The sequence below is a fragment of the Dactylosporangium sp. NPDC049525 genome (assembly GCF_040676755.1).
Classification (GTDB): Bacteria; Actinomycetota; Actinomycetes; order Mycobacteriales; family Micromonosporaceae; genus Dactylosporangium.
In genome coordinates, this window is record NZ_JBFAPO010000049.1 from 45,026 (window position 1) to 63,601 (window position 18,576).

The window sequence follows — 18,576 nt, forward strand, 5'->3', positions numbered from 1 at the left end:
ACCGGGTTGCCTGTATGCCCGGCGTTCACGAAGGCGCCAACAGGTGCCCCGGTCCGCGCCGCCTCGGGTTGGCAACGTGCGCGGTATGTCCATGTCTCGATGGTCGGCCGCCGCGCTCAGTGCCGCGGTCGGTGCCGGCCTGCTCACCGCACCGCTCGTGGGGCCGGCGGCCGCACAGGCGCACCGGCGGCCCGCGTCCTTCGACATCCAGGCTCACCGCGGCGGTCTCGGCCTGCGCAGCGAGAGCACACTGAGCTCGTTCGGCAACGCCCTGCGGCTCGGCGTCACCACCCTCGAGCTCGACATCCAGATCACCGAGGACGGTCAGGCCGTCGTCACCCACGACCGGCGGGTGACCGGGGCGAAGTGCGCCGACACGGCACCGGCGACGGCGGGCGACCCGGAGTTCCCGTACGTCGGCAAGTTCGTGAAGGACCTCACCCTCGCGCAGGTCCGCACGCTGGACTGCGGCAGCAAGGCGCTGCCCGACTTCCCCGGCCAGGTGCTGACGCCCGGCTCGCGGATCCCGTTGCTGCACGAGGTGTTCGACCTCGTCGCCCGGTACGGCAACGACGACGTCACGTTCAACCTGGAGACGAAGGTCGAGGCCGGCGCGCCGCAGGAGACCGCTCCCCGCGAGCAGTTCGTCCAGGTCGCCGTGAAGGAGATCCGGGCCGCCGGGCTGCTGCGCCGGGTCACCATCCAGAGCTTCGACTGGGGCGCGCTCAAGCGGATGCGGGAGGTCGAGCCGCGGCTCGGGCTGGTCGCGCTGACCAACCGTGACTTCCTGCAGACCGGGCAGCCGGGGGCGTCGCCGTGGCTGGGCGGCATCGACATCGACGACTTCGGCGGCGACCCGATCGCCGCGGTCAAGACGCTCGGCGTGGTCGCGTTCTCGCCAGTGCACGGCTTCCCGCAGAACGGCAAGGTCACCGACCCCGGTTACGAGCCGTACGTCACCAAGGCCATGGTGCAGCACGCGCACGCCAACGGCATCAAGGTCGTGCCGTGGACGGTCGACGACCCGGCGACGATGAACAAGCTCATCGACGACGGCATCGACGGGCTCATCACCGACTACCCCGACCGGCTGCGGACCGTCGCCGCGCAGCGGGGCTTCGCGCTGCCGCGCGGGACGAAGTCGCCGTTCGACGTGCAGGCGCACCGCGGCGGCAAGGCGACCCGGCCGGAGAACACCCTCGCCGCGTTCCGCAACTCGCTGGGCAACGCCGACATCTCCACCCTGGAGCTCGACACGGGCGTGACGAGGGACGGCGTCCTCGTCGTCAGCCACGACCGGGCGATCAACGGCGCGCACTGCCGCGACACCGCGCCGGTGCGCCCCGGCGACCCGCTGTACCCGTACGTGGACAAGAACATCAAGGACCTGACCCTCGCCCAGGTGAAGACGATCGACTGCGGCAACGCGTCCGCGCCCGGCGAACGCATCCCGACCCTGGACGAGCTCTTCGCGCTGGTGAAGTCCAGCGGTCGCGACGACATCCGGATGAACATCGAGACGAAGATCAGCCCGACGGTCGCCGACACCGAGCCGTACTGGGTGTTCACGATCCGGCTCGTCACCGCCATCGGCCGGGCCGGGTTCGCGCGGCGGGTCACGATCCAGTCGTTCGACTGGCGCACGATCCAGCTGTCCCGCAAGCTCGACCCGCGCATCGAGACGGTCGCGCTGGTCTGGCAGTACGGGCCGAAGGAGTGCGCCACGCTCGCCGACGAGTGCTCGCTGCAGGCCGTGTACGGCGACCCGAAGGTGAAGAGCCCCTGGACCGGCACGCTGGACTGGTGGAAGTTCCGCGACCTCGGCAAGCTCGTCAAGGCCAGCGGCGCGTCGACCGTCTCGGCGAACTGGCAGGTGCACGACCCGGCCCAGGGCACCGTGGTGTCCGATGACTGGTACCTGCGGCAGGACCCGTCCTACTTCCACGGTCCCGCAGTCGACGTGCTGCACCGCAGGGACGGGCTCAAGGTCGTTCCGTACACCGTGGACGACGAAGTGACGATGGACCGGGTCATCGCACTCGGCGTCGACGGCATCATCTCCGACGACCCGGAGAAGCTGATCGCGGTGGCCCGGCGGGCCGGCCTGCGCTGACGATCCGGTGGGGCGGCGGCAGACAGATCGCCGCCCCACCGGGCGCCGTCGACGAGGTCGAGCTCAGCTGGTCTCGTCGTCGATGAGGCCGTACGGCGGCTGCTCCGGCCGGCGGGAGAACCGCACGACCACGTCGTCGGCCGCCGCCGGTGGTGGGGCGTTGTCGGCGACCACGATCTGCGCGCCGACGCCGCGGCCGGCCAGCCACTGCTCCAGGTGCTGATAGATGCGTTCGATGGTGAGGCTGTCGGCGAGGTCGCCGGCGACGCCGAGGTTCTTCTGCGGGCTGTCCAGCATCAGGAACCCCGGATGCGACGACCGGGACTCCCACGCGACCTCGAACAGCGCGAGCTGCCACGCGAGCGCGATCAGGGTCCGCCCGCCGGAGGACGCCGCCGTGTAGGGCTCGCCGCGCATGTACGGCGTCAGGTCCTCGGCGAGGTACGCGTCGGCGAGCTTCGGATACCGCCACTCCTGCAGGATCTCGCGGTACCGCGCGCTGACCCGGCGCACCACGGCGGTGCGGTCCGCGCGGCGCGCCTGCGGGCCGGCCGCGGCGAGCTCCTCGCGGTAGGCGGCGACCTGGTCCATCTGGTGCAGGATGCCGGCGGCGCGCCGCTCCAGGCTCTGCACCAGCCGCAGCCCGCTGAGCGCCCGTTGCAGCGTCGCGGCCGCCTCCTCCCGCCGCCGCGCAAGGGCGTCGCGCTGCGCGAGGAACGGGGTGATCGTGTGTGCCGTCGCCTCGTCGACCTCCGCGGCGGCGCGGGCCTCGCCCTGCTGCGCGCGTTCCGCCGCGTCCCGTAACCGTGGCAGCTGCTCCTGCAGCTCCTCCACGTATCGGTTGAGCTCGGCGAGGCGGGTCTTGGCGGAGCGCAGCTCGGCGGTCACGTCGACGGAGCCGCCGTCGGTGATCGGCAGCTGGCAGGCGGGGCAGCGCTCCTCCCCGCCGGCCAGCGGCGCCAGGCACGACGGGCACGCCGACACCCGCATCGGCTCGAACAGATGGTCCGCCTCGGCCAGCATCGTCCACTTCGCGACGTCGTCGGCGTAGCTGCCGTGCAGCGTCAGCATCCGCTGCAGCTGGGTCTCCCGGTCCCGCAGTTCCGTCGCGGTGCGGCGGGCCGCCACGGCCGCGCCGCGGTGCCGCTCGCGCAGCTCCTCGGCGAACATGGTGTCGGCGCGGGCCTGCGCGTCCAGCGCGGCGAGGGCCTGCGCGCACGCGGCCAGCTCGTCCTTCGCGGTGCGGTGCAGGGCCTCCAGGTCGTCCCGGTCGCCGACGTGCTGCTCCTCGACGATCTGCTCCGCCGCCCGGTACGCCGCCCGCGCCGCCGACAGCTCGGACTCCACCGCCCGGATCCGCCGGCCGATCTCCACGGAATGATCGTCGTGGACGTCGAACACGACGTCGACCACCTGCCGCAGCTTCAGGTGCTTCATCGGCACGCTGCGGAACAGCAGGTCCTTGTCGTCGAGGCGTTCATTGGGCAGGAAGCACAGCCACATCAGGTCGCGGAAGCTCAACGGGTCCGTGTCCACGCCGCCGGGCTGCTGCTGGCCGAGCGTGTCGCGCAGCCGGACGCCCTCGAGTTTGCAGTGCGACAGCAGCAGCGTGGACAGGCTCTCCGGATGACTTGCCGGTCGCAGCGGCCGGCGTACCGGTGGCGTCGCGCCCGGCTCGTCGAGGCGCCCGGCGCGCACGTAGGCGAACATCGACGGCTCGCCGACCGCCCGCTCGATGAGATACGGCGACCCGGACAGCTCGACCTCGAGCGTGGCCGCCCGCACCTTCGGCATGATCTCCGGGTGCCGCGGATGATCGGACGCGCCGAGGCAGTAGTCGACGAACTCGAGGATCGTGGTCTTGCCGGTGCTGAACGCCCCGGCGAGCACGGACAGCGGGCGCGGCGCGTCGTCGGGGGCCCGGAAGTCGACGTCATAGGTCCGGTCGCCGCTGTGCAGGCGCAGCCGCCTGAGCCGGATGCCGTGTGCTCGCAAACCAATCATGTCAGGTCCTTCAGCGCGGACGAAGGAGCCGGAAGGAGCCACTGCCGCAGGCCTTCACGCAGCCTCCGCGTGCTCAGGCGACGGAGGCGGCGGATGACGATGCGAGCCGCTGTGCGGTACAGCTGAGCATACATCGCAGTGAATCGAGCGGCCATGCTCGCGCCCTCCGGGGTCAGCTGATAAGTCACCCGGCCGGTGGCCGTGACCTGGACGAGCCCGCGCCCCACCAGCGCGGCGAGGTCGCCGGCCAGCTGCAGCTGCGCGGTCACGAACCGCTGCGCCGGGCTGGCGTAGGCGACGGCCCGGTCGTCGAACCCGGCGAGGCGCAGCGCGGTGCGGTCCGGGTCGTCCTCGGCCCGGGCCAGCAGCAGCGGATGTGCGGCGAGGAAGTCGTACACGCCCAGGTGCTCGACGTCCAGCGGCTCCCCGGCGCACTGCAGCACCAGCAGGACCCGCGCCTGCCGGAACACCGAAACGTCCTCGGGCGTCACGCGACCTCCCGCCAGTGCCTGACCCAGCCGGCGCGGCGGTCCTCCACCACGCGGTGCATCAGCCCGCACCGGTGCACCGGCCCGGCCCGAAGCTGCATCGGGAACACCCCGGACTCCCGGATCTCCCGCATGACGTCGGCGTGCAGCCCGGGCAGCCGCGGGTCGCCGGCGACGGCCATCGCGTTGAAGCGCGCCTCCCAGATGCCGTGCACGACACCGTCGGCCTCGCTCAGCGCCGCGACCTCCATCGGGATCCGCTTGTCGAGCACCTCACGGGCGAGGAGCTCGGCGTTGAAGTACTCCCGTTTCGCCGCCCCGAGCTCGACGTGCCCGGCCGCACGCAGCTGCCGCACGAACAGCGCCCGGTCGAGGTCGGCGTCGTCGTCCGCACCGAGGTCCCGCACCGGTGCCCGTTGGGTCTGCGCCGGCACGTACGGGTCGTAGAAGTGCCGCCGCACGTGCGCGCAGTCCGGCCGGATGAGGTGGTTGCGGAGCACGTTCTCGTGCCACAGCTCGATCGCGACGCCGGTCTCGCGCTGCCGCCGGGCCCGCCAGTTGTCCCACCACTGCGCGGTCTGCGGGTCCATGCTCGCCGGGACGCACAGCACCCACTGGCTGAGCCGGTAGCCGTTGCGGTCGGCCGCGGCGAGCGCGGAGTCGAACGACTCGCGGATCTGCCCCTGCTGCGAACGGCCGACGACCGGCCAGAAGTACTTCGACTGCCAGATGACGACGAGCCCGGACAGCTCACCGAGCAGGATGTCGATGCCCCAGTCGCCGGGGTTGGCGGTGATCGCCCGGGCACCCGGGTAGATCGCCGCGAGCAGCATCGCCAGCATCTGCTCGAAGTCGTCGCGCGCCCCGGCGATGTTGCCGGCACGCAGCTGATGCGCCGCGAAGTTGATCGGAGGCTCGCCGGAGGCAAGGTTCATCGCGGCCGCAGTCGCGGTCATCGCCCCTCCTCCCGCTCGCGCCGCAGCGTCCGACCCCCATTGATCTTCGCGACTTCCAGGTTGTCACGTACCGCTACAGATCCGCTACCAAGAGCGCGGTATTCGCAGACTTTTCACCGGTTGTTGGTCGCCTGAACGGGTGACCAGCGCAGTGCGGTCACGCTGCCGCAACTCGCCGCTCGGGGCTGGTCCGGTCCGGTCGGAGGGCTTACCCAGCCGCCGCGACGATCCCGCCGATCGTCTTGGTCCTGAGGTAGTCGACGGCGTCGTGCATCGACGTCAGCCCGAGGCTCTCCTCGTGCTCGGTGTCGACGTCGAACCGGGACGCGAAGCTGCGGGGCACCGCCACCACGTCGCCGACGTCGGAGACGTTGATCCAGCTGCGGACGTTCGGCCGGCGGCTCGGGGTGTCGTCGCCGTCGCGCAGCAGCCGGTCGTACACGATGGTGTCGAGCGCGAGCGGCGACCCGATGGTGACGAACAGGTCGACGTGCAGGTCGGGCCGTGCGATCAGCGCCTCGTAGGCGACGACGGAGCCGAGCGAGTGCGCGATCACGACATCCGGCTGGTGCTGTTCCAGCGTCTGCTCGACGATGCGGCGCACCTCGAGCCGGGTCGCCGACTCCTGGTCGCCCAGGTACCGGTCGACCTCGCTCAGGAACTTGTTGACGAAGAACCGGACCAGCGCGTTGTCGAGCCCCCTGCGCCCGGCCAGCCAATCCACGAACTGCCGCAGCGGCGCCGTCCCGTGTCCCTGGGCCACCTCGGGCGGCGCGCCGAGCGCGTCGGCCCACGCCACCAGCTGTTCGGCATTGGCGTCACCCAATTGCTGACCGACCGCGGCGGCCAGTGTCGGCGTCGCTCGCAACTGGTCGGCGTAGTAGGCAATGCGTACGTCGACCGTGCCTTCCGGCACGTGCTCCAGCAGCGCCCGTTGCCAGATCCACGCCAGGTCCGCCGCCGCGTCCTGGGTCGACGCGTACCTGTCGAAGTTCCCCACCCCGTGAACCCCGACGATCCTGGTCAATCTGATCTCCCCCTGATTGATCGCGGCGGATCTACCGCGAAATAATCTATGGGACGGGGAAATGCCCGACATCCTCCGATCGGTGCCGAGGGTGACCTGTCAGGGCACAGTCGTCGATCCGTGTCGCGCAGGCCACGGGCCCCGCGTCACAGTGACGCGGGGCCCGCAGGGTGAACAGGTCAGCAGGTCAGACCCGGGTCCATTTCTGGTTGGTCCCGCCGGAGCAGTCCCACAGTTGCAGTTGCGAACCGTTGGCGGTGCCGCGTCCGACCACGTCGACGCACTTGTTGGCGGCGACGTTGACGATGTCGCCGGCGGCGCTGACGGTGAACCGTTGCGCGTTGCTGCCGTTGCACGTCCACAGTTGGATCGCCGTGCCGTTGGCGGTGCCGGCCGCGGCGGCGTCCATGCACTTGCCGAGTGCGCGGATGGTGCCGTCCGAGCCGATCGTCCACTGTTGTGCGCCGGAGCCGTTGCAGTCCCAGATCTGGAGCCGGGCTCCGTCTGCCGGGTTGGCGCTGGGGATGTCGATGCAGCGGCCGCTGCCGGTGCCGCGCAGGGCGTTCGTGCCGCCGGTCGGCGGCGTCGTGCCCGACGTGCTGACGCGGACGTAGTCGATCAGGAACCGGTTGACCGACGGGGTGCTGCCGCTGGGGCTGCCGGGGAAGTTCCCGCCGACGGCCAGGTTGAGGATGATGAAGAACGGGTGGTCGTAGACCCACCGGTTGCCGCGCAGGCTGGCCGGGGTGGCCCGGAAGTACTCCGAACCGTCGACCGTCCAGACGATCAGGTTCGGCGACCAGTCGATCGCGAACACGTGGAACGCGTCGCCGACCGGCTGGCCGAGGTTGCGGGTGCCGCCGACCGCGTTGCCACCGGAGTAGCCCGGGCCGTGCAGCGTGCCGTAGATCGTGTTCGGGTCGCGTCCGACGTTCTCCAGGATGTCGATCTCGCCGTCGGTGGGCCAGTTGCCGCCGCCGAGCATCCAGAACGCCGGCCAGAGTCCGGTGCCCTTCGGCACCTGCGCCCTGGCTTCGATGCGACCGTACTGCTGGGTGAACTTCCCGGCGGTCTGGATCCGGCCGGACGTCCACTGGCACGTGCCGTACCAGCAGGTGCGGCCGCCGCTCTCCCGGCGGGCCTCGATCACCAGGTTGCCCTGGCCGTCCTGGTACACATTGCTGGTGCCGCTGTTGTAGTACTGGAGCTCCTGGTTGCCGAAGCCACCGCCACCGGTGTCGAAGTTCCACCGCGAGGTGTCGACGCCCTGTCTGGCCGCGCCGTTGAACTCCTCGGCCCAGACCACCGCGGCCTCCGCGGCGATCTGGCTGGACACGACGACCACACCGGCCGCGATGGCCGTGGCGGCGACCACGGCGGCGGCCAAGGTCTTGAGTTTGCGCAATGCAGGTCCCTTCTGGGCGAATGTAACCCGCCATGGACCACGTCGGATGCTGGGGGTGGGGGTTCCGTGGCGGGCGGGAACCTCGCCTGCCGGCCGGGTGGGGACGGCAGGGCGACCGATCTGTGAGGTCTCTTAACAGATCCACCGCAGGCTATGCCCACGCGGATAGTGCGTCAATACGAGACTTGAATTAAGACCTGGATGTGCACGTTGTTGCCGGGCTGCTGGTCAGCGGAGCCGGGCCAGGTCGATGTCGGCGTAGATGGCGGCGTGGTCGGAGCCGGCGTGCACGGGCTTCGTCATGGTCTCGTAGATCGGCCACAGCCCGCCGCGGCGACCGCCCCACACGCCCTTGCGCAGGATGCCGCCGCCCGTCGTCGCGGCGAACAGGGCGGGGGACAGCAGCACGTAGTCCAGCTTGTTCAGGGCGGTGCAGTATCCGTACGTGCCGGGGCGCCCGCCGTCCTCGAAGCCCGGGTGGGTGCTCACGTCGCGCAGGTCGGTGCCGGTCAGCAGCGGGGCGAGGGGCTCGCTCGCCGGGGTGTCGTTGAGGTCGCCGACCACGGCGACGAACGCGGTGTCCTGGGCGCGGTAGATGTCCGCGACCCGGGCGGCCTGCCGGCGGCGGCGCGCGTCGGAGGCGACCTTCCCGCCGTAGCCCTTGCTCTTGAGGTGGTTGACCAGCACCGCGAGGACCTGCCCGCCGGGGAGCCGGAAGTGGTACTCGGCGCAGTCGCGGCTGAAGATGCGGCCGTGCTCGTCGGCGTCGTCGACGTGGGTCCGCTGCCCGATCGGCGGGAACGCCCGCGTGGACATGACGCCGACGTCGATGCCGCGCTCGTCGTTGCCGTCCACGACCATGAAGTGCTCGTAGACGCCGTTGAGGCCGCCCTCGGCGAACCGCTTCAACGCCAGGCGGCTCTCCGCCTCGATGACGCCGAGGATGTCGGCGTCCACGTCGAGGATGACCCGCGCGGTGTTCAGCAGCGCCAGCTCGTCGACCCGGTCGGTGGTCAGCTCCACCCAGCCGATCCAGTCGGCCCGCCCGCCGGCGACAACCTCGACGACGCCGGTGCGGCGGCGCACCACGAGCCGGCCACGGTTCTGCCGCAGCCGCGCGAACTTCGCCGTGTCGCCGTTGCGCAGCCCCAGCCGGTGCAGCTCGCGCAGGATGTCGTGCTTGACCTCGTCGGTGTACACCGGCTCCTCCAGCAGCTCGCACACCTGCTGGAACGCCTCCAGGGTCGGTCGGCCGGCCGCCCAGGTGCGCTGGTCGAGGGCCTTGGCCCGGTTGAACAGGTTCTCGACGTTGTAGCTCGCGATCCGCATCCGACCCCCCGACCGTAAGTTACATGGCCCTGGCCCGTTCGACGCTTCGCAATATCGAGCGAGCTTTACAGCGTGTCGAGGCCCCGCCTACGGTCCGGCACGCCGGTGCCCGCCAGCGCCGGCACCGTCTCCGCAGGAGGATGCTCGATGAGCCGAAGCTCACGCCGTACCGTGGCGATCGTCGCGGCCGGGGCGCTGCTGGGGTTGGCCGTGTCCGTGCCACCGGCCGCCGCCGCACCGGACCCGGGGTCGCCGGTCAAGGTCAACCAGGTCGCCTACGTGCCGGGGCTGCCGAAGCAGGCGACCGTGGTCAGCGCCGCCACCGCGCCGATCGCCTGGACGTTGCGCAACAGCGCGGGCGCGACCGTCGCAAGTGGACAGACGAGCGTGAAGGGCGCCGACGCGCTGTCCGGCGACACCGTGCACGTCGCGGACTTCTCCGGCTACGACACCCCGGGCAGTGGTTACGTGCTGTCGGCCGGCGGCGCGGACAGCTACCCGTTCGACATCTCCGCCGCGCCGGTCAAGCAGCTGCGCTACGACTCGCTCGCGTTCTTCTACCACCAGCGCAGCGGCATCGCGATCGAGTCGCAGTACGTCGGCAGCCGCTACGCCCGGCCCGCCGGGCACGTCGGCGTCGCGCCGAACCAGGGCGACACGTCCGTGCCGTGCCGCACGAACTGCGGCTACTCCCTGGACGTGCGCGGCGGCTGGTACGACGCGGGCGACCACGGCAAGTACGTCGTCAACGGTGGCATCGCGGCATGGCAGCTGCTGAACATCTACGAGCGCAGCAGCGACCCCGCGGCGCTCGGCGACGGCACCCTCGCCATCCCGGAGCGCGCCAACGGCGTCCCGGACGTGCTGGACGAGGCGCGGTGGGAGGTCGAGTTCCTGCTGCGGATGCAGGTGCCGGACGGGCGTACCGACGCCGGCATGGTCCACCACAAGATCCACGACGAGAACTGGACCGGGCTGCCGATGCGCCCGGAGGCCGACCCGCAGCGGCGCCTGCTGTCGCCGGTGAGCACCGCCGCCACCCTCAACCTCGCCGCCGTCGCCGCGCAGGCGGCCCGGATCTGGCGCACCATCGACCCGGCGTTCTCCGCCCGCGCGCTGACCGCGGCCCAGAAGGCGTACGCGGCGGCGAAGGCGAACCCGAACCGCCTCGCCAGCGGCACCGACAGCACCGGCGGCGGCGCGTACGACGACGCAGGAGTCACCGACGAGTTCTACTGGGCGGCGGCGGAGCTGTACACGACGACCGGCGGCGCGTCCTACCGCACCGACGTGACCGGATCGGCCCTGTACAAGGGCGCCGGGTTCAACCAGCGCGGCTACGACTGGGGCTGGGTCGCCGGGCTCGGCGACACCACCCTCGCGCTCGTCCCGAACGGCCTGCCCGCCGCGGACATCGCGGCGACCCGGGCGAGGTTCGCGTCGTTCGCCGACGGCCTGCTGAGCCAGATGGCGGCGCAGGGCTACCCGGCGCCGAACGGCGGCACCACCTACAACTGGGGCTCCGACGGGCAGATCGCCAACAACGCCGCCGTCCTCGGCCTCGCGCACGACTTCACCGGCCTCGCCAAGTACCGTGCCGGCGCGTTCCAGGCCCTCGACTACCTGCTGGGCCGCAACCCGCTGAACCAGTCCTACGTCGCCGGCTACGGCGAGAAGGCGGTCCGCAACGTGCACCACCGGTTCTGGGCCAACCAGTCCGACGCGTCGCTGCCGACCGCGCCGCCCGGGTCGCTGTCCGGCGGCCCGAACAGCGGCCTGCAGGACCCGGTCGCGCAGGCGCAGCTGGCCGGCTGCAAGGCGCAGAAGTGTTTCGTCGACGACATCGGCGCGTACTCCGTGAACGAGGTCGCCATCAACTGGAACTCGGCCCTCGCGTCCCTGGCCAGCTGGGCCGCCGAGCACACCGGCACGATCCTGCCGCCGGACACGACCCCGCCGACCGTGCCGGGCACGCCGGTCGCGTCGGACGTCGCCGCGACCACGCTGCGCCTGACGTGGGCGGCGTCCAGCGACGCGGAGAGCGGCGTCACCGGCTACGAGGTGCGCCGGGTGTCCGGTGGCACGTCGACGGTCGTCGCGACCCCCACGACCGCGTCGGCGTCGCTGACCGGGCTGAGCGCCGCCACGGCGTACACGTTCACGGTCGCGGCCCGCAACGGCGCCGGGCTCACCTCGGCCGCGTCGGCGCCGGTCACCGTCACCACCGCCGACCCGCCCGCGGACGCCCGGCCGACGGCGCCGGGAACCCCGGTCGCGTCGGCGGTGACGGCCACGGGCATGACCTTGACGTGGCCCGCCGCCACCGACGACCACGGCATCGCCGGCTATGAGATCGTCCGCCAGCAGGGCGACGCGCTGTCGATCCTCGGCAGCAGCACGGGGCCGTCCACGGTCCTGACCGGGTTGACCCCGAACACCGAATACGTGCTCATGGTCCGCGCCAAGGACACCGCGGGACAGTTCTCCGGGTTCTCCGCGGCGGTCACGGTACGAACCCTGCCGACGCCCACGGGTGGCTGCCGGGTCGCGTACTCGGCGAACAGCTGGAGCACCGGGTTCACCGGCAGCGTCACGCTCACCAACAACGGGCCCGCCGCGTGGACGTCGTGGACGATGACGTTCACGTTCCCCGGCGACCAGCGCGTCACGCAGGGCTGGTCCGGCCGCTGGTCGCAGACCGGTGCGACGGTCACCGTCACCAACGAGACCTGGAACGGCGCGGTCCCTGCCGGCGGCACCGTCAGCCTCGGCTTCAACGGCTCCTACACCGGGACCAACGCCAACCCGGCGGTGTTCACCGTCAACGGCACCACCTGCACCTGACCCGCGCCTCACGACGCCGGCCGCCCCTTGCGGTGGCCGGCGCCGGCTACGGGCCGGTCAGGCAGAGACTGGCGACGGGAAGGAGATGCGTGGGCGGCGGCCCCTGGTCGGCGGCCGGCGCGACCCGGACGACGACGCTGACGCCGGCCCGCGACTGCTCACCCAGGTTCGCCCTGCTGACCGGCGGCAGCACGACGACGAAGGCCTTGCGGGCGGTGTCGTACCGCATCGGCGCGGTGCCCTGATACGTGGCGCCCGCCGCGGCGCTCACGTATTCGGCGCTGACCGTGAGCTCGGCCGGCCGGTAGTCGCCGGGGTCGACGTCGGCGATGATCTCGGGGCGTTCCGGGGCGGGCGGCGCGCAGGCGAACGGGTCGATGCGCTCGGGCACCGACCGGATCGACCGGACCGTCGCCGCCCGCCGCACCGGTGACGGGCTGCGGGTCACGGGCGGCGACGTGGCCGCCGGCGACGCGGGCGGGCTCACCGTGGACCGCGACGGCCGCGGTGCCGGCGATCCCGGTGCCGCCGCCGTCTCTCCTGCGCCGGTGCACGCGGTCAGGCAGCACGACGCGATCAGCAGCCCCGGCGCCAATCCCTTGATCAACACGCCGCGAGCGTAGCGGCTCCGGCCGGTCGGCGTGGACCGTCCCTCGGCCGGGCGCTTCTCTCTCCGGTCGGCTTTTCTCCGGTCGGCGTCGATGGGGGAGGGTGCGGCGGCCGTGGAGCGCCCGGGCCGGCGCACCACCCCCCGTCGGCGCCGCACCCGTCAAACGGCCCCCGTAGACCGCCGATCCTGCCCCGCCGGGACGGTCAGGACGCCGATCCCGGACGAATCCGGACGGCGGAGATGGCATAAATTTGGCGGACCGACCGACCGCCCGATCGCCTCGACCGTCGCCCGGAAGGCAGGCATGCCCTCCAGTCCAGCGTTCTCGGCGCCGCCCGACCCGGGGCGCGCGACCACCCTCGACGACCTCGCCGGTTGCCTGCGCGCGCTGAAGGTGTGGGCCGGTGACGTGTCGTACGAGACGATCGCCGCGCGGGTCAACGCGGCCTGGACGGCGGCGGGCCGGCCGCCCGGGGAGCTGACCCGGCGGAGCACCGTCGCGGACTGCTTCCGCCCCGGACGCCGACGGCTCAACCCTGACCTGGTGGCGGCGGTGGCGGCGGCGCTGCACCCCGACACCGGGTACGGCGCGCAATGGCAGCAGGCGCTGCGGGTCGTCGGCGGCGAGACGGCGGCGGCCGCGCAGGTCCGGGTCCAGGACAGCCTGCCGCGACCCCTGGCGGAGTTCACCGGCCGCACCGCGGTGCTCGACCGGCTGCGGGCCGCCGTCGGTCGTGCAGGGTCGGGGACGTTCGCGATCGTGGGCATGGCCGGGGTCGGCAAGACGCTGCTCGCCGTGCAGGCCGGGCACCTGCTCGTCGAGGACCGGCCGTTCGACCGGGTGCTGTTCGTCAACCTGCGCGGGTTCCACCCGGACCCGGCGCAGCCGCCCGCCGACCCGGCCGCGGTGCTGGACGGGTTCCTGCGGGTCCTCGGCGTGCCGGGCCACCGTGTCCCGCACGATCTGCCCGGCCGCGCCGCCGCGTTCCGGGAGTGTCTCGCCGGGCTGCGCAGCCTGGTGGTGCTGGACAACGCGGCCGGCCCGCAGCAGGCACGCCCGCTGGTGCCGGCCGTCGACGGGTGCGTGACGCTGGTGACGAGCCGCCGGGCGCTGCACGGGCTCGCGGCGACGGACGTCCCGGTCGACGTGTTCAGCCCGGAGGAGGCCGTCCGGTTCCTGACGGCGGCGGCGCCGGGGATTCCGGCCGGCCGGGACCCGGACGCGACCGCCCGGGTCGCGGCCCGCTGCGGGCATCTGCCGCTGGCACTCGGCCTTGCCGGCGGGCACATCCGGGCCAAGCCCGGGTGGACGATGACCGACCACGCGGACCGGCTCGACGAGCGGCACCGCGACCGGCGCCTCGACAGCGGCGTCGAGCTCGCGCTGGAACTGTCCTATCAGGACCTTCCGGCGGACCGGCAGCGGCTGCTGCGGCTCGTGGCGCTGCACCCGGGCCAGGACTTCGACGCCGCCGCCGCGGCAGCCCTCGACGGCACCCGTCCCACCGGCGCTGGTCCCGACGGTGCTGGTCCCGACGGCGCCGGTGTCGCCGGTGGGACGGCGGTCGACCACGACGGCGGGCCGGACGCGGCGGTCGACCACGGCGGCGGGCCGGATGCGGCGGTCGACCACGGCGGCGGGCCGGACGCGGCGGGGACCGGGTTGCGGGAGTTGCGCCGCGACCACTTGTTGCAGGAGACGACGCCCGGCCGGTACACGCTGCACGACCTCGTGCGGGTCTACGCCGCCGGTCGCGCCGGCGACGAGGACGCCCCACCCGAACGGCGGGCGGCACTGACCCGGCTCTTCGACCACTACCTGGCCGCCGCGGCCGCGGCGATGGACGTCCTCGCGCCGGCCTCGGCCCACCACCGGCCGCGGGTCGCGGCACCGGCCGTCACCGTGCCCGCCGGTGTCGCCGCCACCCGCGCCTGGCTGGACACCGAACGGGCGAACCTCGTCGCCGTCGCCGGGCACACCTCCACCCACGGGTGGCACGCGCACACCGTGGCGCTGTCCGCGACGCTCGCGGGGTACCTCAACGGCGGCCACCACAGCGACGCGCTGAACATCCACGGGCAGGCGCACCGGGCCGCTCGCCACGCCGGGGACGGGCCGGGCCAGGCCGCCGCGCTCACCGCCCTCGGCGCGACCCGGCTGCGGCTCGGCGACGACCGGGCCGCCGCGGCGCACCTGCGGGAGGCGCTGCACCTGTTCCGCAAGGCCGGCGACCGCGCCGGCCAGGCCCGCGCCTCGGCCGCCGCCGGCGACGTGGAGCAGCGCCTCGGCCGGTACCGCCCGGCCGCGTACCGGCACCGGCAGGCGCTGCGGCTGTCCCGCCTGACCGGCGACCGCACCGGCGAGGCGCACGCGCTGACGAAACTCGGCATCGTCGAGGAGCGCCTCGGCCGGTACCGGGCCGCCGCCGGCCGGCACGAGCAGGCCCTGGCGGTGTTCGTCGCCACCGGTGACCGCGCCGGCGAGGCGGCCGCCCTGTGCAACCTCGGTGACGTCACCGCCAGGCTCGGCGGCCACGACCGCGCCGCCGGGCACCTGCACCGGGCCCTGGAGCTGTACCGGCAGGCGGGCAACCGCGACGGCGAGGCGTGGACGCTCAACAACCTCGGCACCGCGGCCACCCTGCGCGGCGCACCCGCCGAGGCCATCGGGCTGCACCGGCAGGCCCTCGCCATCCACCGTGCGACCGGCGAACGCTACGGCGAGGCGTCCGCCCTTAACGGCCTGGGCGACGCGGCCCGCGCGGCCGGCGACGCGGACGCGGCTCTGCGGCACCACACCGCCGCGTGCGCCGTGGCGGCGGCGACCGGCGACCGGCACCAGCGCGCCGACGCCGAGACCGGGATCGGCCTGGCCCTGCGCGCCGACGGCCGGCCGCACCTGCAGCGGGCGCTGGCGTTGTACGAGGAGCTCGGCGTACCGGCGGCGGACCGGCTACGGGCGCTCGTCGCGGAACGCTGACACCCTCAGGTGCGCCCGTCGTCACTCACAGGTCGTCGGTGATGAGCGTGGAGAGGGTGGTCAGCTTGTCCTGCGGTAGCGGCACAGGGCCGGCCGCCGAGCCGGTGAGGGTCACGACGTAGGTGCGGTTGCCGGACCGCTTCGCGGCGGTGAGCACCCCGTCGGTGCCCTCGACGCTGTAGACGGTCTGGTTCGTCAGGGCCATCGCGAGGAGGGCGTCGTCGTTGACGGCGCCCTGCCGCACGGCGAGGTCCAGCCGCAGCCGTAGCCCGGCCGGTGCCGTGATCAGGCAGCTGTGGACGGTCACGGCGGTGGACCGCTGTGGCGCGGCTTCCTCGAGGGCCGGGCCCGGCGCGTCGAACAGCGCCGAGATCGCGGCCGGGTCGACGTAGCCGCACGCCGACCGTGCCGTGGCCGGCTCCGGCGTCGCCGGGGTGTCACCGGCCCGGAAGTTCGCGTAGCACGCCAGCACGAGCACCGGGGGCGCGAGGGCGATCAGCAGCTTCTGCCACCGGGGCCGGGCGGCGCTGCGGGCCCGCCGCTGCGCGACCCGCTCCCAGAACAGTTCGTCCATGCCGCTCGCCCTCTATCCCGTGCCCGTGCCGGCCCGACGGGCCGGCGCCACAGGCTACCCGTCGCCCTCGGCAGGCGGCGGCGGGCCGTCCAGCAGCGCGCGCAGCGCCGCGCAGTGTGCCTTGTAGGCGCGTTCGCCGGCGGGGGTCATCCGGAACGTGGTGCTGCCGCCGCGCCCGTGCCCCTCCTTCGTGGACCCGACGTAGCCGGCGGCCTCGAGGGTCGACATCTGCTTCGACAGGTCCGACTCGCTGATCTGCAGGTGGTCGCGGAGGAACCGGAACGACACCGACGGGGCGTTGGCCAGGATCGCCATCGCGGCGAGCCGTTTCGGCACGTGGATGACCGGGTCGATGCCGTCGATCATGTGAGCCGTGACCTGACCTTCGCCGCGGCGGCCGCATACCGGCGCTCGTACACGGTGAGGCCGGCGGTCACGAGCACGAACGCGACCCCGGCGGCGACGGGTGCCCCGGCCAGCCACCAGCTGAGCGCGACCACGAGCACGACGACCGGCACCGCGATCGCGTAACCGCGCCAGGCGGCAGCGATCTCGCGCGGTGGGGTGCCGCGCCCCGGCATCGGCAGCGCGCCGTGCCGCCGCCGCATCCAGGCCAGGAAGATGCCCTCCAGCGCGATCAGCGCCGTGACGATCGCCAGGGACAGGGCGGTGTCCGACCGCCACCACGACACCGCGCCGATCATGGCGGCCACCCACGCGCCGACCGCGGGGGAATACCACCACGGGGTCGGCGGATAGTCGATGTACGGCGCGGCCTCCGCCCGCTGCACGAGCGCCAGCTGCTCCCGAACCTCATCACTTTCCATACTGGAAACCATACGCGATCACTTTCCAGACCGGCAAGTACTGCACCGGTGATGCGGTACTTTGGAGCCGAAGGTTCAGTCCGGGATGAAACAAGGTGAATTGGTATGGCTTCGTTCAATGACACCGTGATCGAGAAGTTCCGCGCCAACGGTGGCGTGGTCGGCGCGCCCTGGGAGGGCAAGACCCTCGTCCTGCTGCACACGGTGGGGCGGCGGACCGGCAAACAGAACATCAACCCGCTCGTCGCCGCGCCCGTCGGCGACGACTACGTGATCTGCGGCAGCCAGGGCGGCGCGCCCACCGACCCGCAGTGGATCGCCAACCTCGAGGCCGCGTCCGGGCCGGCGACCGTGGAGCTCGGCACGGAGACGGTCAAGGCCGACTACACCGTGGTCCGGGCCGGCGACGCCGACTGGGAGCAGCTCTACGGCGCCTGGCGCGCCTACTGGCCGGCCGCCGCCGACTACGAGCAGAAGACCGACCGCAAGTTCCCCGTCGTCCGGCTCCACGTCCAGCACTGACCTGAAACGGGTCGGCGCGGGGCGGCAGGCGGGTGATGCAATGCACCGATGACCGAGGTGCGGCTGCTCACCCTCAACGCGCTCATCCGCGACGACGTGCCGGCCCGGCTGCGGGCGCTCGGCCCGGTGCTGGAGCGGTCCGGATACGACATCGTGTGCCTGCAGGAGGTGCTGCACCGCGGTAGCGCGCGGCTGCTGCGCCAGGTCACGCCCGGCTACGCGCACCGGGCCGCGACCGGCGTGACGGTGCTCGCCGGTGGCCTGATGCTGCTGTCGCGGTGGCCGATCCGCCGGCACCGGTTCGCGCGCTACCCGATGACCCGGCCGCTGCGCACCGAGCTGCTCATGCGCAAGGGCGCGCAGCTCGCCGTCGTGGAGACGCCGGCCGGCCCACTCGCGGTCGTGAACACGCACCTGTCCGCCAACCGGGACGACGACTGGTCGGAGGGTAACCGGTACACCGGCATCATCCGCGGCGAACTGGACCGTCTGGCGCGCCTGGTGGCCGGGTTCGAGCCGGCGCTGCCCGCGGTCGTCGTCGGGGACTTCAACGTGCCGCGGGACTCGCCGGTGTTCACCCGGTTCGCCGCCGCGGCCGGCCTGCGCGACGTCCTCGCCGGTGACACGTCCACGACGTTCCGGCCGACCCCGCGGTGGCCGGCGCCGCCGGCCCTCGACCAGGTCCTGATCCGCGCCGCCGCGGACCGGCCGGTGACGGTCCGGGCCCGCACCGTGCTGCAGGACGCGGTCCGCGTCGCCGACGGCCGGGAGCTGTTCCTGTCCGACCACTACGGCATCGAGGCCAACCTGTCGTTCGGGCCGCCACCGGGCTCGGCGGCGCAGGGGTAGGAATGGCCGAACGGACGAGGGGTGCCGGACCTGCCGGTACTGGATCGA

16 protein-coding genes are annotated in these 18,576 nt (G+C 72.9%); 6 read left to right on the top strand and 10 right to left on the bottom strand.

Annotated features, from left to right (window positions below):
• Positions 1–85 precede the first annotated feature (85 nt).
• Entirely contained in the window at positions 86–2,113 is a 2,028-nt protein-coding gene (locus AB0K00_RS43365; protein ID WP_363534021.1) for a glycerophosphodiester phosphodiesterase family protein, read from the top strand.
• A gap of 63 nt (positions 2,114–2,176) precedes the next feature.
• On the opposite strand, the gene AB0K00_RS43370 is transcribed toward AB0K00_RS43365, so the two are convergent.
• The 6 genes from AB0K00_RS43370 to AB0K00_RS43395 form a co-directional block, all read right to left on the bottom strand.
• Positions 2,177–4,117, bottom strand: coding sequence for a DNA recombination protein RecN (locus AB0K00_RS43370; RefSeq protein ID WP_363534024.1), 1,941 nt, complete (start codon positions 4,115–4,117; stop codon positions 2,177–2,179).
• The gene (locus tag AB0K00_RS43375; protein ID WP_363534027.1) at positions 4,114–4,608 is read right to left on the bottom strand and encodes a hypothetical protein; all 495 of its coding nucleotides are present in this window, start codon (positions 4,606–4,608) and stop codon (positions 4,114–4,116) included. The genes AB0K00_RS43370 and AB0K00_RS43375 overlap by 4 nt, the downstream gene beginning before the upstream one ends.
• Entirely contained in the window at positions 4,605–5,561 is a 957-nt protein-coding gene (locus tag AB0K00_RS43380; protein WP_363534030.1) for a hypothetical protein, read from the bottom strand. The genes AB0K00_RS43375 and AB0K00_RS43380 overlap by 4 nt, the downstream gene beginning before the upstream one ends.
• Positions 5,562–5,769: 208 nt before the next feature.
• Complete coding sequence (locus AB0K00_RS43385; protein ID WP_363534033.1) at positions 5,770–6,561, bottom strand: hypothetical protein; 792 nt, start codon at positions 6,559–6,561, stop codon at positions 5,770–5,772.
• Positions 6,562–6,775: 214 nt separating this feature from the next.
• The gene (locus tag AB0K00_RS43390; RefSeq protein ID WP_363534036.1) at positions 6,776–7,993 is read right to left on the bottom strand and encodes a ricin-type beta-trefoil lectin domain protein; all 1,218 of its coding nucleotides are present in this window, start codon (positions 7,991–7,993) and stop codon (positions 6,776–6,778) included.
• 228 nt (positions 7,994–8,221) lie between these two features.
• On the bottom strand, positions 8,222–9,322 hold the full coding sequence (locus AB0K00_RS43395) for an endonuclease/exonuclease/phosphatase family protein (RefSeq protein ID WP_363534039.1): 1,101 nt from the start codon (positions 9,320–9,322) through the stop codon (positions 8,222–8,224).
• Positions 9,323–9,469: 147 nt separating this feature from the next.
• Here AB0K00_RS43395 and AB0K00_RS43400 point away from each other — a divergent pair, with 147 nt between their 5' ends.
• The gene (locus AB0K00_RS43400; RefSeq protein ID WP_363534042.1) at positions 9,470–12,166 is read left to right on the top strand and encodes a glycoside hydrolase family 9 protein; all 2,697 of its coding nucleotides are present in this window, start codon (positions 9,470–9,472) and stop codon (positions 12,164–12,166) included.
• 46 nt (positions 12,167–12,212) lie between these two features.
• Here AB0K00_RS43400 and AB0K00_RS43405 read toward each other — a convergent pair whose 3' ends face one another.
• Positions 12,213–12,557, bottom strand: a complete 345-nt coding sequence (locus AB0K00_RS43405) for a hypothetical protein (protein ID WP_363534045.1) — start codon at positions 12,555–12,557, stop codon at positions 12,213–12,215.
• On the opposite strand from AB0K00_RS43405, the gene AB0K00_RS43410 reads away from it, so the two are divergent.
• Together AB0K00_RS43410 and AB0K00_RS43415 are read left to right on the top strand one after the other, a co-directional pair.
• The gene (locus tag AB0K00_RS43410; RefSeq protein WP_363534048.1) at positions 12,544–12,789 is read left to right on the top strand and encodes a hypothetical protein; all 246 of its coding nucleotides are present in this window, start codon (positions 12,544–12,546) and stop codon (positions 12,787–12,789) included. The genes AB0K00_RS43405 and AB0K00_RS43410 overlap by 14 nt on opposite strands.
• A gap of 291 nt (positions 12,790–13,080) precedes the next feature.
• Positions 13,081–15,756, top strand: a complete 2,676-nt coding sequence (locus AB0K00_RS43415) for a tetratricopeptide repeat protein (protein WP_363534051.1) — start codon at positions 13,081–13,083, stop codon at positions 15,754–15,756.
• A 25-nt stretch (positions 15,757–15,781) separates the two neighbouring features.
• On the opposite strand, the gene AB0K00_RS43420 is transcribed toward AB0K00_RS43415, so the two are convergent.
• Genes AB0K00_RS43420 through AB0K00_RS43430 form a run of 3 tightly spaced genes read right to left on the bottom strand, consistent with a single transcriptional unit; the run spans position 15,782 to position 17,157 of the window.
• On the bottom strand, positions 15,782–16,330 hold the full coding sequence (locus AB0K00_RS43420; protein ID WP_363534053.1) for a hypothetical protein: 549 nt from the start codon (positions 16,328–16,330) through the stop codon (positions 15,782–15,784).
• Positions 16,331–16,384: 54 nt separating this feature from the next.
• Entirely contained in the window at positions 16,385–16,696 is a 312-nt protein-coding gene (locus AB0K00_RS43425) for a transcriptional regulator (RefSeq protein ID WP_363534056.1), read from the bottom strand.
• The gene (locus AB0K00_RS43430; protein WP_363534059.1) at positions 16,693–17,157 is read right to left on the bottom strand and encodes a hypothetical protein; all 465 of its coding nucleotides are present in this window, start codon (positions 17,155–17,157) and stop codon (positions 16,693–16,695) included. Before AB0K00_RS43430 ends, AB0K00_RS43425 begins: the two co-directional genes overlap by 4 nt.
• 105 nt (positions 17,158–17,262) lie before the next feature.
• Between AB0K00_RS43430 and AB0K00_RS43435 the strand changes: the two genes are divergently transcribed.
• Both AB0K00_RS43435 and AB0K00_RS43440 read left to right on the top strand, forming a co-directional pair.
• Complete coding sequence (locus AB0K00_RS43435) at positions 17,263–17,679, top strand: nitroreductase/quinone reductase family protein (protein ID WP_363534062.1); 417 nt, start codon at positions 17,263–17,265, stop codon at positions 17,677–17,679.
• Positions 17,680–17,727: 48 nt separating this feature from the next.
• Positions 17,728–18,528: an endonuclease/exonuclease/phosphatase family protein gene (locus tag AB0K00_RS43440; protein WP_363534065.1), complete on the top strand. Its 801-nt coding sequence runs from the start codon at positions 17,728–17,730 to the stop codon at positions 18,526–18,528.
• The last annotated feature ends 48 nt before the right edge of the window (positions 18,529–18,576 follow it).

Coding starts and splice junctions, on each gene's coding strand:
- AB0K00_RS43365 (WP_363534021.1), top strand. CDS start 86: ATGTCCATGTCTCGATGGTCGGCCGCCGCGCTCAGTGCCGCGGTCGGT.
- AB0K00_RS43370 (WP_363534024.1), bottom strand. CDS start 4,117: ATGATTGGTTTGCGAGCACACGGCATCCGGCTCAGGCGGCTGCGCCTG.
- AB0K00_RS43380 (WP_363534030.1), bottom strand. CDS start 5,561: ATGACCGCGACTGCGGCCGCGATGAACCTTGCCTCCGGCGAGCCTCCG.
- AB0K00_RS43395 (WP_363534039.1), bottom strand. CDS start 9,322: ATGCGGATCGCGAGCTACAACGTCGAGAACCTGTTCAACCGGGCCAAG.
- AB0K00_RS43400 (WP_363534042.1), top strand. CDS start 9,470: ATGAGCCGAAGCTCACGCCGTACCGTGGCGATCGTCGCGGCCGGGGCG.
- AB0K00_RS43410 (WP_363534048.1), top strand. CDS start 12,544: ATGCGCTCGGGCACCGACCGGATCGACCGGACCGTCGCCGCCCGCCGC.
- AB0K00_RS43415 (WP_363534051.1), top strand. CDS start 13,081: ATGCCCTCCAGTCCAGCGTTCTCGGCGCCGCCCGACCCGGGGCGCGCG.
- AB0K00_RS43420 (WP_363534053.1), bottom strand. CDS start 16,330: ATGGACGAACTGTTCTGGGAGCGGGTCGCGCAGCGGCGGGCCCGCAGC.
- AB0K00_RS43425 (WP_363534056.1), bottom strand. CDS start 16,696: ATGATCGACGGCATCGACCCGGTCATCCACGTGCCGAAACGGCTCGCC.
- AB0K00_RS43430 (WP_363534059.1), bottom strand. CDS start 17,157: ATGGAAAGTGATGAGGTTCGGGAGCAGCTGGCGCTCGTGCAGCGGGCG.
- AB0K00_RS43435 (WP_363534062.1), top strand. CDS start 17,263: ATGGCTTCGTTCAATGACACCGTGATCGAGAAGTTCCGCGCCAACGGT.
- AB0K00_RS43440 (WP_363534065.1), top strand. CDS start 17,728: ATGACCGAGGTGCGGCTGCTCACCCTCAACGCGCTCATCCGCGACGAC.